The 14,358-nt window shown below is 38.5% G+C and carries 17 protein-coding genes; 2 read left to right on the forward strand and 15 right to left on the reverse strand.

The window, feature by feature from the left end; genetic code table 11:
• Nucleotides 1-225 precede the first annotated feature (225 nt).
• Nucleotides 226-1,236, forward strand: coding sequence for an AI-2E family transporter (locus KHA94_RS05490; RefSeq protein ID WP_213101073.1), 1,011 nt, complete (start codon nt 226-228; stop codon nt 1,234-1,236).
• A 124-nt stretch (nt 1,237-1,360) separates the two neighbouring features.
• Here KHA94_RS05490 and KHA94_RS05495 read toward each other — a convergent pair whose 3' ends face one another.
• Complete coding sequence (locus KHA94_RS05495) at nt 1,361-1,681, reverse strand: hypothetical protein (protein ID WP_213101074.1); 321 nt, start codon at nt 1,679-1,681, stop codon at nt 1,361-1,363.
• Nucleotides 1,666-2,016, reverse strand: a complete 351-nt coding sequence (locus tag KHA94_RS05500) for an anti sigma factor C-terminal domain-containing protein (RefSeq protein ID WP_249365316.1) — start codon at nt 2,014-2,016, stop codon at nt 1,666-1,668. Before KHA94_RS05500 ends, KHA94_RS05495 begins: the two co-directional genes overlap by 16 nt.
• A gap of 375 nt (nt 2,017-2,391) precedes the next feature.
• On the opposite strand from KHA94_RS05500, the gene KHA94_RS05505 reads away from it, so the two are divergent.
• Nucleotides 2,392-3,480, forward strand: coding sequence for a PrsW family glutamic-type intramembrane protease (locus KHA94_RS05505; protein ID WP_213101076.1), 1,089 nt, complete (start codon nt 2,392-2,394; stop codon nt 3,478-3,480).
• Nucleotides 3,481-3,700: 220 nt separating this feature from the next.
• Here KHA94_RS05505 and KHA94_RS05510 read toward each other — a convergent pair whose 3' ends face one another.
• The 13 genes from KHA94_RS05510 to KHA94_RS05570 form a co-directional block, all read right to left on the reverse strand.
• Entirely contained in the window at nt 3,701-5,443 is a 1,743-nt protein-coding gene (locus KHA94_RS05510; protein ID WP_213101077.1) for an ABC transporter ATP-binding protein, read from the reverse strand.
• A gap of 459 nt (nt 5,444-5,902) precedes the next feature.
• Nucleotides 5,903-6,841: a hypothetical protein gene (locus KHA94_RS05515; protein WP_213101079.1), complete on the reverse strand. Its 939-nt coding sequence runs from the start codon at nt 6,839-6,841 to the stop codon at nt 5,903-5,905.
• Nucleotides 6,832-7,095 carry a hypothetical protein gene (locus KHA94_RS05520; protein ID WP_213101080.1) on the reverse strand — a complete coding sequence of 88 codons (264 nt, stop codon included), beginning with the start codon at nt 7,093-7,095 and terminating at the stop codon, nt 6,832-6,834. The genes KHA94_RS05515 and KHA94_RS05520 overlap by 10 nt, the downstream gene beginning before the upstream one ends.
• Nucleotides 7,096-7,180: 85 nt before the next feature.
• Nucleotides 7,181-8,539, reverse strand: a complete 1,359-nt coding sequence (locus KHA94_RS05525; RefSeq protein ID WP_213101081.1) for a sensor histidine kinase — start codon at nt 8,537-8,539, stop codon at nt 7,181-7,183.
• Nucleotides 8,536-9,210 carry a response regulator transcription factor gene (locus tag KHA94_RS05530; protein ID WP_213101083.1) on the reverse strand — a complete coding sequence of 225 codons (675 nt, stop codon included), beginning with the start codon at nt 9,208-9,210 and terminating at the stop codon, nt 8,536-8,538. Before KHA94_RS05530 ends, KHA94_RS05525 begins: the two co-directional genes overlap by 4 nt.
• Before the next feature lie 99 nt (nt 9,211-9,309).
• Complete coding sequence (locus KHA94_RS05535) at nt 9,310-9,996, reverse strand: DUF3995 domain-containing protein (RefSeq protein ID WP_213101085.1); 687 nt, start codon at nt 9,994-9,996, stop codon at nt 9,310-9,312.
• A gap of 444 nt (nt 9,997-10,440) precedes the next feature.
• Nucleotides 10,441-10,710: a hypothetical protein gene (locus tag KHA94_RS05540; RefSeq protein ID WP_213101086.1), complete on the reverse strand. Its 270-nt coding sequence runs from the start codon at nt 10,708-10,710 to the stop codon at nt 10,441-10,443.
• Nucleotides 10,711-10,713: 3 nt separating this feature from the next.
• Entirely contained in the window at nt 10,714-11,103 is a 390-nt protein-coding gene (locus KHA94_RS05545) for an SHOCT-like domain-containing protein (RefSeq protein WP_213101087.1), read from the reverse strand.
• Entirely contained in the window at nt 11,103-11,474 is a 372-nt protein-coding gene (locus KHA94_RS05550; protein WP_213101088.1) for a DUF2089 domain-containing protein, read from the reverse strand. The genes KHA94_RS05545 and KHA94_RS05550 overlap by 1 nt, the downstream gene beginning before the upstream one ends.
• Nucleotides 11,475-11,731: 257 nt before the next feature.
• Nucleotides 11,732-12,154 carry a hypothetical protein gene (locus KHA94_RS05555; protein ID WP_213101089.1) on the reverse strand — a complete coding sequence of 141 codons (423 nt, stop codon included), beginning with the start codon at nt 12,152-12,154 and terminating at the stop codon, nt 11,732-11,734.
• A gap of 120 nt (nt 12,155-12,274) precedes the next feature.
• Nucleotides 12,275-12,457, reverse strand: coding sequence for a hypothetical protein (locus KHA94_RS25860; protein WP_249365318.1), 183 nt, complete (start codon nt 12,455-12,457; stop codon nt 12,275-12,277).
• 197 nt (nt 12,458-12,654) lie between these two features.
• Nucleotides 12,655-13,137: a pyridoxamine 5'-phosphate oxidase family protein gene (locus KHA94_RS05565; protein WP_213101090.1), complete on the reverse strand. Its 483-nt coding sequence runs from the start codon at nt 13,135-13,137 to the stop codon at nt 12,655-12,657.
• Nucleotides 13,138-13,240: 103 nt separating this feature from the next.
• Nucleotides 13,241-14,290: a hypothetical protein gene (locus tag KHA94_RS05570; protein ID WP_249365319.1), complete on the reverse strand. Its 1,050-nt coding sequence runs from the start codon at nt 14,288-14,290 to the stop codon at nt 13,241-13,243.
• Nucleotides 14,291-14,358: the final 68 nt, after the last annotated feature.

The raw sequence follows: 14,358 nt of genomic DNA on the forward strand, positions 1-14,358 counted from the left end.
TTCCTCTCCTCTTTTTTTGACTATTGTTGTATAAATGTACGAATAACTCTGAATATTATTAACTTACGATAGGCATCAATAAAAGTTTCATTTAGAAAAAGCTATTGTATCACTTTATTTGAAATTAATTAATATGAATCTATTTGAATATATTATAAAATAAAAATAGCAAATAAATTTAGTTGGCTTTCTTAACCCAATGTATACTGGAGGAATATATGATTCATGGAAATGATCCGTTCGCTCATCAACAACCATTCACTTAAGAGATTCATCATATTTTCGATTTTAGTTTTGTTATTGTATATGCTTAGAAGCATGATTAACTTGATTCTAATCACGTTTATTTTTTCCTTTTTAATGGATCGTCTTGTGAATCTTGTATCAAACAAATTTAATCTCCATCGCAAGCTAACTGTCATCATATTATATTTAGTCCTTGTTGGCCTCTTATCAATTGGGATTATTAAATATTTGCCAATTATTATTATAGAAATTTCTCAATTAGTGACTCAGATTCAACTTTTCTTAACTCAGCAGCATGATCATGTACTCGTTAATTATTTTTTAAGTATGATTGAAACGAATCGAATTTCAAATTATTTGGAACAGGGTTTTACCTTTTTACTAAGATACTTTAGCGGTATGAGTAAAATTGGTATCCATATCTTTTTGTCACTTATATTGAGTCTATTCTTCCTTTTGGAAAAACCTAAGCTCATTGAATTTACATCAAAATTTAAGCATAGTAAAATTGCACCCTTCTATAATGAGATCGAATTTTTCGGGAAAAAATTTGTAAAAACATTTGGAAAAGTTATTGAGGCTCAATTTGTTATTGCCCTTGTCAATTGCGGACTAACTACACTTGCACTATACATTTTGGGATTTCCACAGCTAATGGGATTATCCATTCTCATCTTTTTCCTAGGGCTAATTCCAGTAGCTGGCGTAATCATTTCATTAATTCCTTTAAGTGTAATCGCCTATACAATTGGCGGCGTTATGCAAGTTATTTATATATTTATTGTCATTATGATCATTCATGCTATTGAATCGTACATCTTAAACCCTAAACTCATGTCATCCAAAACAAATTTGCCAGTATTCTATACCTTTATCGTGTTAATCTTTTCAGAGCATTTCTTCGGAACATGGGGACTGATAGTAGGGATTCCTGTTTTTGTATTCCTTTTGGATGTATTGGATGTAAAAGCTGTGAATGTGAAAAAATAAATAAGGAGTTCTCCCAAAAGCAAAGGTGTCAGGCACCACGAACAATATCTAGTATCAGACAAGTGAGATTCTAGAAATTGTGTATTAAGTGGATGCCAGACACCTTATGGGACAACCCCTTACATTAAGGCTTAGGATTTATGATCCATGATAGTCCGAACATTAAAAAAGTGAAAATAAATAGAAATAAACATAAGAATATTCCCCATGCAGCATATAAGCGCGATCTTTTCTGAGTAAATAATCCAACTAAACCTAAAATTAATCCTATAATAGGTAGTTTGATTAGGGAAAAATCTGGAAATTCATCAGACTTCAATAATAGCGATACATTTAAGCCAGCTAATGCAATTAAGGCTAATAGAAAAGAAAGAAAACCTGTTACTGTTGATGCACCTTCCCTTCTGCTCTGCCATTTTTTCTTTTGTTTTACTTCCAATTCCATAGCTTAACCTCCCCTACCTTCATAGCACGAATCAATTCGTTTTGTTCTAACTTTCTTAATTCCGGGATTGGCCCCGTTACTACAGCTCCATATACTTGAACGCCATTTTCTTTTATATAAGGAATTCGCTCATTTAGTGATAACGATTTGGCTCTAGCAATTTTCTCAGCAGATTCTTCATTTTTTTGTAGAAATTCTAATGTATCGATAAACACTTCTTCATTTGTCTGCTCCCTGCCATTAAACGGAGACCAAGTTGTTTGGTCAATTTGTAAAGGAAAGCCAATTGGTGAAATATCTTTTACATATGCTTTGTATGCCTCATCTAAATCCAATCTTTTACCCCCTTCCAAACTATCCACGTTTTAACATAGCAAAAAGTTGCAGTTGAAACATATATTTCAAAAAAATATTTTTCTATTTTCACTGAGTTCAGAAAAAATGGCTTATTACTCATCATGGTTTATGTGACCAATAAGTACACAAATGGCTAAAGAAAGCGAATCAAAAAAATAGTAAGAGCTAGTCGATAAAAAATGGACGATTAGCTCTTTTTTAATGACTTTAAATCCATATTGAACATGATTTAGTTTTTATTAACAAAAAGATAATATAAAAATTGTATATAGGGGAAAGTAAATAGATAAATTGTTAAACAAATTTATTTCATTCCTTTTGGAAAGATCCGTACATAAAGAGGGGGATATTAAATGAAATGTCCGGAATGTGATTATGTTAATCAGGATGGAGGAAAGTTCTGTATAAATTGCGGCAATACATTTTTTAGTGGCGACAATACTCATCAAGACTCAAACAGCCTCTTTTATGAGTTTGCCAATTATGTCGATATGGTTCCCATGTATGAACGTTCGGTTGAGCCTAAATTTCAAAATATATTCTCTCGGGTATTCCGAAAGCACAGTGAGCTTGAGGCTGAGCGGCTTTTCATCGTAGGAACTGCGCTTACAACACCCAGAATTGAGGAAGTTAAGGAAACGTGGCCAAAACCTTGGCTTTTTGCGAGAGTATTTCTTATTGCACTTATTGCATTCTTAGGATTGTACTTGGGTGTAAGCTTGTTCAGAAATATAAACTTTATACCGGGTCTTATCATTGTCGGCGCTTTTGCTGTTCCTATCTCGACATTGATATTCTTTTGGGAAATGAATGCTCCTCAGAATATTGCTATGTATAAAATCATTTATGTGGTATTTATCGGCGGGATCCTTTCGATGTTAGTGGCACTGGTGTTTTATGATATTCTAAAACATAACATAAATCCAATAACGATTGGAATTGTTGAAGAACTAGCCAAAGTTATAACCGTTATCTATTTCGTGAGAAACATAAAATACCGATATATACTTAACGGACTTCTGTTGGGTGCTGCGGTAGGGGCGGGTTTTGCAGCTTTTGAAACTGCTGGCTATGCACTAAGGGCTCTTCTATCCGGAAGTTTTCCAAGCCTATATTCTACCATACTGTTGCGCAGTTTTTTAGCTCCCGGCGGACATGTCGCTTGGGCCGCTATAACAGGGGCAGCCTTTTGCATGGTACAAGGAAACAAGAAATTTGAACTGAACATGTTGTTGAAGCCAAAATTTGTCCGAATATTTATTCTTGTCGTTTTGATGCATGCTTTATGGGACACACCTTTACCAGGTATTTTTCCGGTCGGACAAATCATTCTGATGGTCTTATCATGGATTATGGTTTTTCGAATGATACGTAGCGGCTTAAAGGAAATAGCTAATAAGAAGTTGCAGTTAAGCAATAATCCATTTCAGCCTACATCATAGTTAAAATATATTAATATTTACTGTACTATTGAGATTTAATGCCTCGGACCCGTCTTGAAGCATTCCTTTCTTAAACTATCCTGAAAATTAAATTTTCCTTTATTTTTGGTGCCGTATATAAGTTTTGGCATGTAGTGGAGTGGTTTGGGAATGAAGACAGTGGGAAATAACAAATCGGCCCCCTTTCGTTAAAGGGAGAGCCGATTTTTGTTTAAAGAGCTTATGTTTGATATTCAAACTGCTTGGAATAAAGGTGTGCATACGCTCCATCGCGTGAAAGTAACGCATCGTGCGTACCTTGTTCCACAATACCGTCCTCAGTTAATACGATAATCCGCCCGGCATTGCGGATAGTGGAAAGGCGATGGGCAATGACGATGGTTGTCCGCCCTTTAGCTAACAATTCTAGCGATTCCTTGACGATGCTTTCACTCTCATTATCTAGCGCGCTTGTTGCCTCATCTAAAATAAGAACTGGCGGATTCTTTAAGAATACGCGAGCGATACTTAACCGCTGTTTTTGACCACCAGACAGTTTAACACCTCGTTGGCCAATCTCAGAGTGGTAGCCTTTTGGCAAACTCATGATAAAGTTATGGGCATTGGCGTACGTGGCTGCCGCGATAATTTCTTCATCGCTTGCTGCAGGATTTCCGTAGCGGATATTTTCCATCACCGTTCCCGTAAAAAGGTACACATCTTGCTGTACAATACCTATTGTTTTTCTTAATGCTTGGAGGTCGATATCACGGACGTTGATCCCGTCAAGTAACACTTCCCCAGTTGTTACATCATAAAAGCGAGGGATGAGCGAGCATAATGTAGTTTTTCCAGCACCAGACGGACCAACTAACGCAACGTACTCTCCCTGTTGTACACGAAGTGAAAGGTTTACCAAGACATTGTCCAAATCGTCTTCGTAACGGAAGGAAACTTTCTTGAACTCAATTTCACCTTGTACCTCTTGCAAGGTCTTGGCATTTGGTTTGTCTTTGATTGCCGGCTCCAGATTCATGATTTCCATAAAGCGCTGGAAGCCAGTGATTCCTTCTTGAAATTGTGTGCTCATATGAGTCACTCGTTGAATTGGCTCAATCATATAGCTGATATATAGTAAAAAAGTAATCAAATCAGCTAACTCTAAAGTGTTGTTAACGATACTGGCACTTCCAAAGATGATAACCGTGATTGTAATCAGTTGGATAAACGTTTGAACACCATTGAAAAAATACGCCTCAGCCTTATATGTTTTCTTTCTGCTATCGAGGAAACGATTATTTTCTCGGTTAAACCTCCCGATCTCCACGTGCTCGTTGGCAAACGATTTTACTACGCGGATTCCCGATAGACTATCCTCTACCTGTGCGTTTACATCACCAATTCGCTCTTTGTTTCTTCTTAATGCCTTGTTCAACTTCTTATTAAAATACAATGAAAAGACACCTAAGAATGGTAAAAAACAGAATACGGTAATCGTTAAGGGTGCGTTAATAAAGAACAAAATGACAAACGCTCCTAAAAATCGAACGAGATATTTGATATAATCTTCTGGACCGTGGTGGTACAGCTCGGAAAGCAACAGCAGGTCGTTTGTAATCCGAGACATAAGCTGACCTGTCTTTTCCTTATCATAAAAGCTAAAGGAAAGCTTTTGCATGTGTGTGAACAGCTCTCTACGCATATCACTTTCCATACGAGCACCGATTTCATGTCCTTTGTAGTCCACAAAGTAGTTCCCGGTATTCTGGATCACAGCTATAACAAGCATCAGCCCACCAATCCAATACACTTCACTTAGCGCAGTGGACAAGTCTCCTTCCAGAACATCTTTCGTAATATACCGAACGAGCAAAGGAAACACCAAAGTCAAAGCAGATACGATTATGGCACACGTCAATACCGTAAGAAATATCGTTAAATACGGTTTATAATATGAGAAAAATTTTTTTACTGGAAAACGCATGATTTACCCCTTTTTGTGTTATTTAAATAAACACATATAAAGGGGGTACACCGTTTACATTTAAGTAAGTGTTCCACCCTTATATGTTTGTACGGTTTGATTAGTCATGTTTTTCATGTAAATTGCCTCCTTGTTCTTTGATACTTCTATAGTAAGCGATTTTGTGTGAGTACTCAATAAAATTTTAGAAATTTCATTCATATCTGATTTTAATGAAAATAGCTTTAAAGAAAACTAAATTTTTCATAAAAAAACAATATATATAAAGATAGACTGTATTAAAGCCCACTATTGATAATGCTAATTTGTTGTTGATAGGAGCGGGAGAAGCGGATCAAAGGGAGATTCTTCAGGAACGATAGCGACGAGAAGGCTTCCGGACCGCCCGCGTTCGCTGAGTACCTGCCGTGGAAATCAACAGGTTCCCATGAGAATATTCTCCCCATTACTCCTGTCTCATCATGCTCGCCGGCGGTCGTGCAGCACCAGCAGGATGATCATCCCCATCATCACGCCCAGTACAATGCCGGCCTCCGTGGTTAGCACCCTTGCCAGCGGATACTCCGGGGAGAACTGAAAATCGTAGCGAATGACGGAAAAGAGGTTATAAGAGAACAGCATTCCCGACGAGATCCATGCCGCCACCATGGGGGGCAAGAAGCTCCGTGACCCGCGGCGGGTGGTCAGTACAAGTAGGCCCCACGCCCCCGCGAAGGCCCATAAGCCGGTACTCAACGTCAACAGGTGCCACCACAGATCACGGTCATCCAGCATACCCGGGTCGATGCCGAGGGTGCCGCCTATCGCCCAGAACACCTTGATGATGCCGAGCAGAATGCAGCCGGCTGATACGAGCCTGCCCAGGGTGATTTGCAGCTGCCGGGTGTGTCCCGTAAGCTCCCCGCAGTCGATCGGACCGCCAACCGCTTCCGGCCACCGCGCCTTAGTGTACCCTGCCAAAGCTAGTGGCAGACAAATACCAACCCCGACCAGAGAGACCATAACGAAGATCTGCTCGTAGACCCAGAAGTCATTGGCGCCTGCTTCCATGTCCCGGGTCATGGCGGCCGGGCCAAGGACCGGTGCTAGCAGGAGCATGGGAACGAGAAGACCGGTACCAAACCATACGGGCAGTGCCACCAGCCATGCAGGCAGCCGTTCACCCCACGGCATGCAGAACGCCATCGCCAGCAGGAGGCCGACCGCGGCGACAACCACGGTAGCAGCGTTGATCGCTCGCCAACTGGCAGCGCCCATTTGCTCTGTCGGAAGAAAGAGACCGAAAGTCCAGGCGATTTTGATCAACAGATACGGAGTCACCGCTATGGTGGCGCCATAACCACAGATTCTACGCATTTTCATCAATCGTGAGGTTGCCCGCTCTGCCGTTACTGCCATGTCGTCACCTCGGCCACCGGGATAGCTGTACCCTCAATAAGTGTTCCCTTCAATCTGAGATCACGTATAAAAGGGAGTAAGAAAACAACAGACGCCCAAGAAAAAATGATGAATAACCAGTAAGGTACCATTCTCCCCCATTGATGATTCATAGCTAAACTTATGAAAAGTAAAGCTGCATATCCAATCCAGGAATGCCACCTTATCATGTGTTTCCCGTGTTTGTTTTCTAATTCTTGAGTACTAATCTCCATTTGAACACAATCCTTTCTATAAGTACTTATAAAAAGGATAGACTGCAAAGGTGTTCATTAAGATGACTTCAAGTTTAAGATTTGTTTAAGTTTTCATCCCCAAATAAATGCTGGTTCCATCTGAAGAAGTGGAAATTTCCCAATCTAAATTCATTTCCTTCATCATGAGCGAAACGATTGAAAGTCCAATTCCAGCACCTTTATTTTCAGATTCTTGGCCAAAACCACCCCCCTTGTCCTTAATAACAATGAAGGTTGATCCAAATCGTTCCACGGTTTGAATTCCAATATATCGTCCTGAGCGAGTATGTCGAGTGACATTTTGAATTAAGTTGTCCAAAATACTTTTAAACCAAATTGGGTCTACTTTCCATATCAGCGATTTTTCCGGTAAATCAATATCTATTTCAAACTTACACTCTTCGAATATAGGATACCATTCCGCTATAACTTTCCGAACTTCATCCAATATATCCGTGTCTCGCATATCGATTGGATGTTTACCAGCTGAAAGCAGTGTGTAAGAAAGAAGATTATTGATCATTTTATCCATATCATCTAGTTTATTTTCAACAATTTGAAGTGATTCTATTTCTGTAGAGGATTTTGGGTATTTCTTTACGGAATATACGTGCTGCCTTATGACTGTTAATGGTGTTCGTAAGTCATGAGATATATTAGCGATTAGCTGTTTCCTAAGATTTTCTTCCTTTTTCTCCCTCTCCCTGCTGCACTTCAACTGGTTGATCATCTCGTTAAATGCACCTTCCAGCCTTCCAATCTCATCCATTTTTCTAATCACGACTTCATCAGGGATCCCTTCATTTCCCATTTCAGACATAGCAAATTGAAGCTTAACAAGCCGTTTGCGTATATTAAAGAAGAAAAACCAAGAGATTAATAGAAAAGCTCCACAAGTGGAGATAAAAAATATCACAAATGGCAAGTCTTCGTTTAGAGTAATACTGCCAAGATTTGTATCAGTGATCGGAACTTGAAAAACCATTACCCCTTGCCTAGGATCGTTTCCTATTAATGCCGTAATGGTATATATTTTTTGAGGGTCTTTATTTTGTAAAAACGTATCCACATGAAATTTGCTCTCCTCCATAAATACAAGGGAATCGATAAATGTCCAATTTTCAGGAATATCGGCAGACCGATTTCCGATGAATCTAGACTCGCCACTTCCATTTATCCAGAAAATCTCAGCCTTTGGATACTTATTTTTTATAGACTGAAGACGGTGATGAATTACCTCCTCTTCCTGACCATCTAATTGAGCAGCCTCTCGTTTCCATATGTCTTCAATTTCATCTGGATCGTACAATACTTGATTGAAAAGAAGATGAGAATAATAAATGGCAGGAATAAGAGGAAAAAGGACTAAAGCAAATAAAATAAGAAACAAATATCTAGTCATTAAAGATTGTATGATATTCATGATCTCAACCTATATCCAATCCCCCTGATTGTTTCAATAATTTGCGGTTTGCTTGTGTCCAACTCTATTTTTTCACGCAAGAGGCGTATGTGAACCATTAATGTTTTATCCCCTTCAATGTATGGATCTCCCCACACCGCTTCGTAGATTTGTTTTTTCGTCAATATTTGATTCAAGTGGTCTAATAAATACATAAATATATGAAATTGTTTCCCGGTCAAAACGATGTCTGTTTTCGAAATTGTATTCAAAATACGGTTTGACTTCTGATCAATTCGCAAGTGCATAACCTGAATAATTTCTGGTGAAACAATTCCTAATCGCCTAACTAATACTTGAATACGTGCAGCTAACTCATCAGGGTGGTACGGCTTTGTCATATAGTCATCTGCGAAAGTGAGTCCTTGCAACTTATCTTCCATTGAAGTTCTTGCCGATAACATCATGATTGGCGTATTCGGGTACTTCTGCTTCAGACGCTGACCGATTGTATATCCATCTAAACCTGGCAGCATAATATCTAAAATAACAAGATCAGCCCGCTCCATATGCTTCATTGCCTCATGACCAGATGTAATCCAAATGACTTCGTATCCACAATCTGTTAAAAATTTGCTTACCCATGAGCCAATTTCTTGATCATCTTCAATATGCAAAATAGTTAGCTTCATAAACTAGGTGCCTCCCCTCAATAATAAAACAGGAAAATTCCACCTAATTTTACCATGCCATCCTAACATTTCATCTAATTCTTTTAAAATAAATGACATTTAAAAGCTGATTTTATCAGAGAAGTCAAAAATCATAGACGATGCAAAAAGTGCTGTTAAAAGAAAAACAATGATTAAATAAAGGACAGTCCCCCGTCTAAAAGAGGATTGTCGAACCCCAGAAGCTTGCGCATAATGAGCAGCAGTTAAGCCAGCCATCATACCCAAAAAGGAAAACCACGGTTCGTAGAATAATAAACCCCATAAAGCTAGGTCACGAACATCTACTTCAACAAACCGAGGAAAATCAATTGTAATGATATCTGCCAACAGAAGCGCTCTTGTAATCATTCCACTTACTCCGTGCGCAATTAAAAAGGCAGTGCCAACAAGAGTGGGAGTCAATACAATAAGTGGATGAATCTTTCTGCCTCCAATCAACGGTACCTGTTGTGGAACGAACCTACTCCAAGGCTTAATAAGCGCAATTAAAATAAATCCACAGAACATAATTGCAAGACCGGCGATGTAACTTCCCATATAAATAGTTGTGGGATCTTTCATTTCCCCCGGCATACCGATCGTGCCGCCAGCAGCATGATAAAATCTGACGAATACCGCATACATAAACGCGCTAAAACAGCCAACGTAAGCAGGCCATACAGACGATTTTGTAAAGCATTCAAAGCGTTCAAAGATATTCACTCTAGAATCTGTTGATATTTTATTGATATTTGCTTTTTGCATAGATGCTTATCCCTCCATTTTTCGATTCATTTTAGATGGATTACACTCTTCTCTGTAACCCCAAATAACCTCAAATTCATTTTAACTATCGAAAGTTAAATGAAAGTGAGGTCATATTTAAGTTTTGTTTAAATTCCTTCTTCATTTGAAAATACATCGGAAAAGACAATCTTATCCAGTATTATTTATTAATGTTGGAAGCTTATAGTAAAAATGGTATTAAAGGAGATGTAGGCAGGGGTTGTAAAACAAACTATTTGGTGGATCATTAATAAGGCGGGAAAGGTAGTGGAAGAAATGAACTAAAAAAACACACTTATAAATAAAATTATTCGAGGGGGAAAACGGTGCAAATTTTTCAAAATAGTACATCTTTTTATAAACCAATCTTCCCCTTCTGTCAATAAACATTATTCCATTAAATCGATAATCGCTGAGTTTTATTTAAAGCTTTACTTCTACCTCAGTTCCATCTTTCAATTTCGTTTCAACAAGGATAACTCCACTGTGCTTAGAAAATCCCTGCAGCAACGGCTTCAAATCTTTTCTTTCAATTTCCGGGAGGATGAATTTGCTGCCATCCTTTTCAATTGCTTTATTTATAAAACGATTTATCCTTTTTGATGTAATAATCAAACTAACCAAATTTAAAACAACATAGGGAACCGGAATGGAGAATCGTTTATTCCTTACTTTCACCTTGACTTTTAACATAATCTACTCAATCACCACGAAAACTTTATCACCATTGGCCGAGGTGATGTTAACAATTTGTCCGTCCAATTCGTTTTCAATTGCTTCGATGAGCAAGTCAACATTAATATCTTTTACATATTTTTCTGCCTCAGGTATTTTTTCAGCAATATTTGTACCTACTTTTAAAACAGCCTTTACCAGATTAATCGGTAAATTCACATTTACATTATCACCTTTTTCGGAGGTCACACGAATTTTTAACATTTTATTTCCATATGGGACTTCTTTTCTTATTGTCACTAGCTCTGGCTGATCTTTACCTTGTAAAATATTAATTAATTCACTTGCTTTTTCCTTATCAATCTTTCCTTCCTCCACCAGCGTTAAGACTCTCGAAATTTCATCATTCATTATACTTCCCCCTCTTTTAATAACTGAATGGCTTTCTCTGCCGTAATTTCGCCTTTTTCCAATAACGATACAATTTTATTCTTATCCACTTCCGGTTTCTTTTGAGAGGAATATCCCAGAGTAGAGATAATTTCATCTAATTTTCCTCTGACAGTCGGATAGGAAATTCCTAGCTCCTTCTCGACCTCTTTGATATTTCCACGGCATTTAAGAAAAATCTCAATAAAATGCAGCTGTTCCTGACCGAGAGCAGCAAGTCTTGAAACTTCAAATTCATTTTCTACCGTTGTCTGGCAATGGTTACACTGTAGCTTAGTAATTTTAAGTGCCTTCCTGCAAACAGGACAATTAGTGAGTAAAGGATACGCCATACTGATCTCCTTTCTTTCATTTATTCATATCATACACCATATCTTTTAATTTTCAAATAAACATTTAAAATAATTGATGAAAATTTATATTTTTATTCAATAAGTTAATTTACGCATTAAATAATTTAATTTATCGATCATTTAAGTTAAAGAAAAAAACAGACTCATTGGAGAGTCTGTCTGATTGTAGAGAAAGGAATAAGAGCCTATTTGACACTTAAAGAAAAGTTCTTCGGACATCTCTGTTAGTGTAGTTGTTAACCACCGGACTGCTTTTTCTTCATAGTTGTGCCCAGTATGATCAAGGCGACATAGATTACGATTGCAATCGAATCTATAAGCGTATCCGTAAGAGCCGAAACGTCAAGCATTGCCGTTACGCCAAGAATGACCATCAGTCGGACGATAAGGATCGCCGCGATCATCCATGCGGCAAACCGGATCTTTGATCGCTCACTTTGGAATGACATGAAAATAAATGCGATTCCGAAGACCAGATTTTCTGCCGTTATAATGTGCCAAACATACGTAAATACCGTCTGGGTATCCATGGACAACTCACTAATATCGAGCTTCGGAAGCACAGCGGATTGTCCGTTCCATGCATGCGTGACGGCAAAAAGCATCGCAAGAACACCTGCAATCAGATAATAAAAATTCCTAACCTTGATGTTGATCACAACCCTCCTTGGAAATTCCCGGTTCATTCTCTCGGATATCCTTATAAAGCTTGAGGACGAATTCTGCTAACCGTTGGTCGCTTTCAGTATTAAAGTCCCTTAACGTTCCGGTTGCTATGTTTAGCAGCCGACTGACCTTTTCCAGCTGGTCAATCTTCTTGCGCGTTTCGCGTTCTTAGCGTCGAGGAACGCAGCAACCTCATCGCAGTAAGTGGTGTCGCTGTTTTCCATCTTGTGGAAACCGAATCCCCCCCTGATTTCGTCAAGAGAAAAGTCCGCATACTGCATGATCTGAATATTCATAAAACCTCCAAAGAATTTGATTTTATTATTTAATTGGATTTATGCAACAAATTAAATCAATATAAGTTTATTCCACCATTTCCTTTTTTTTTTCAACAAAAAGTGATCAAAATCAAAGGACATCCTCTAAGACTACTTTTAAAAATAACCAAAATTATGCAACATGTTTGAGTTGCTGACCACATAAAATTGTAAACTTATTCAAAGAGTCCTTTGGTCAATTTTCCAACGTAAACTGGTTTAGCGGAGTCAAAGTGATTTTCGCGAACATACTTGATGTTAAGACCTTCAGGACCAGTTTTTAAAAAACGCCCTAACAATCCTAAACTTTCTTTTAACGATTGAATCTCATCCTCCGTTGCGATCCTTTTTTCTCCAACCATTCCTGACAACCGTACTCCTGGAGGAGTCTTAAACTTTCTGGAAAGAAACGATCGTAACAAAAACCATTTACTACTGTTAGTAGCAAGAATACAGACTCGATTATTCCGTTCCAGGTTTCGTGTCATTTTGGAAGTGAAAATTTGGAAATATAAACCTTTTGGCTCATCTTTGCTGAGTATTAGTGATCCAATCGGAGTAACACGTGGAGTTCCATCTGGGTTTACGGAGGCAAATGAGAATCCAAATGACTGAGAAGCAACATCTTTCCAAGTATTCCAGTGATCGAATGGTTGCATCGTAATCCCTCTTCTCTTCATATTAAGTTAATGGGATGTAGAGCTCTCCTGGTGTTATCTATTTTAAAGCTTCATGGGGTCCTCGGCAGATAAACGATGAGTACTAAAGTTTACCACAATGCTTACATCGACCCCGTCTTCTTAAATAATAGGCCAGAGTTGCTATCCCTAGGGATATTCCCCATGGTAACCAGAACAAAAAAGGAACAAATTCTCCCCAATTTTCATGATTAATTGAACCATTAACTATCATATATATGAATTGTGGACTGAGCTTTATCCCCGTTATCGTGATAATAGCCGACATCAATATAGCGGGTACCACAACAAACCAGATTGGAATTTGTTTACCTGCTAGAAATAAACACCACCTTGGAAAAATCACTCCCCATCTCTGAATAAGTCCAAGGGTCAAAATTCCACCGCCAATACATAATCCACCCAGTATAGTATCAACTAATACAATGTCTTCATTCCCGACCATTGATAAGTTGGTTGTCCCCAGAGGAATACCTAAGGCCCACGCCCATCGGACAATGCCGTATGGCAACGCCATAATGACGGCCATATAGGTAAACCACTTTCCCCATTGTGCTCCTTTCACTAATGATACTTCGTTAGCGTCATTTCTGCCGCAATTACCGCAAGCATCTTTTGTAAGACGAAAGTATGCTATTGCAGTAGCTCCCCAAATGGACCCACCAACTATACAAAAAACTTGATTAAAAACTTTCCAGTCCAGCAGATCAAAGTGAAGTAGAAACAAATAAGCAAAATTCTGTACAATTCTAGAATCTGGAACTACAAATATAAGTGTTACACTCATTATCCACGCAAAGGAGAGTAATATTGTACGAGGAAAACGACTCCCCCATGTCATTACCATCGCTAGAGCTACTACCGTCCCTACCAATCCAGCTATCGCAATGACTGGACCCCCGACATTAACATTAAAATTGGATAAAAATGATCCCATCATTTCTGCCCTTGGATCGTTTTTACCGTAAGGAAATCCAATTCCTCCTAATAACCAGTATAGCCCGAGTAACCCATATATAATGGACCATATAGCTGCAGCATACCCGGTCCATTGAGGCCAGCGCGACAGCCAGGAAAAATGTGTTGAATTATTGATATTTATTTTCGGTTCCATTTCATCCTCCTAAAATCTAATATATTAATAGTACGTCCAATGGATGTGATCAAAGATGAGCTTCTCAA

The organism is Cytobacillus citreus (assembly GCF_018343665.1).
Classification (GTDB): domain Bacteria; phylum Bacillota; class Bacilli; order Bacillales; family Cytobacillaceae; genus Cytobacillus; species Cytobacillus citreus.

What these genes read in the sequence shown, in the direction of transcription:
- KHA94_RS05490 (WP_213101073.1), top strand. Translation starts at nt 226, where the DNA reads ATGGAAATGATCCGTTCGCTCATCAACAACCATTCACTTAAGAGATTC.
- KHA94_RS05495 (WP_213101074.1), bottom strand. Translation starts at nt 1,681, where the DNA reads ATGGAATTGGAAGTAAAACAAAAGAAAAAATGGCAGAGCAGAAGGGAA.
- KHA94_RS05505 (WP_213101076.1), top strand. Translation starts at nt 2,392, where the DNA reads ATGAAATGTCCGGAATGTGATTATGTTAATCAGGATGGAGGAAAGTTC.
- KHA94_RS05510 (WP_213101077.1), bottom strand. Translation starts at nt 5,443, where the DNA reads ATGCGTTTTCCAGTAAAAAAATTTTTCTCATATTATAAACCGTATTTA.
- KHA94_RS05515 (WP_213101079.1), bottom strand. Translation starts at nt 6,841, where the DNA reads ATGGCAGTAACGGCAGAGCGGGCAACCTCACGATTGATGAAAATGCGT.
- KHA94_RS05520 (WP_213101080.1), bottom strand. Translation starts at nt 7,095, where the DNA reads ATGGAGATTAGTACTCAAGAATTAGAAAACAAACACGGGAAACACATG.
- KHA94_RS05525 (WP_213101081.1), bottom strand. Translation starts at nt 8,539, where the DNA reads ATGAATATCATACAATCTTTAATGACTAGATATTTGTTTCTTATTTTA.
- KHA94_RS05530 (WP_213101083.1), bottom strand. Translation starts at nt 9,210, where the DNA reads ATGAAGCTAACTATTTTGCATATTGAAGATGATCAAGAAATTGGCTCA.
- KHA94_RS05535 (WP_213101085.1), bottom strand. Translation starts at nt 9,996, where the DNA reads ATGCAAAAAGCAAATATCAATAAAATATCAACAGATTCTAGAGTGAAT.
- KHA94_RS05540 (WP_213101086.1), bottom strand. Translation starts at nt 10,710, where the DNA reads ATGTTAAAAGTCAAGGTGAAAGTAAGGAATAAACGATTCTCCATTCCG.
- KHA94_RS05545 (WP_213101087.1), bottom strand. Translation starts at nt 11,103, where the DNA reads ATGAATGATGAAATTTCGAGAGTCTTAACGCTGGTGGAGGAAGGAAAG.
- KHA94_RS05550 (WP_213101088.1), bottom strand. Translation starts at nt 11,474, where the DNA reads ATGGCGTATCCTTTACTCACTAATTGTCCTGTTTGCAGGAAGGCACTT.
- KHA94_RS25860 (WP_249365318.1), bottom strand. Translation starts at nt 12,457, where the DNA reads ATGAATATTCAGATCATGCAGTATGCGGACTTTTCTCTTGACGAAATC.
- KHA94_RS05565 (WP_213101090.1), bottom strand. Translation starts at nt 13,137, where the DNA reads ATGCAACCATTCGATCACTGGAATACTTGGAAAGATGTTGCTTCTCAG.
- KHA94_RS05570 (WP_249365319.1), bottom strand. Translation starts at nt 14,290, where the DNA reads ATGGAACCGAAAATAAATATCAATAATTCAACACATTTTTCCTGGCTG.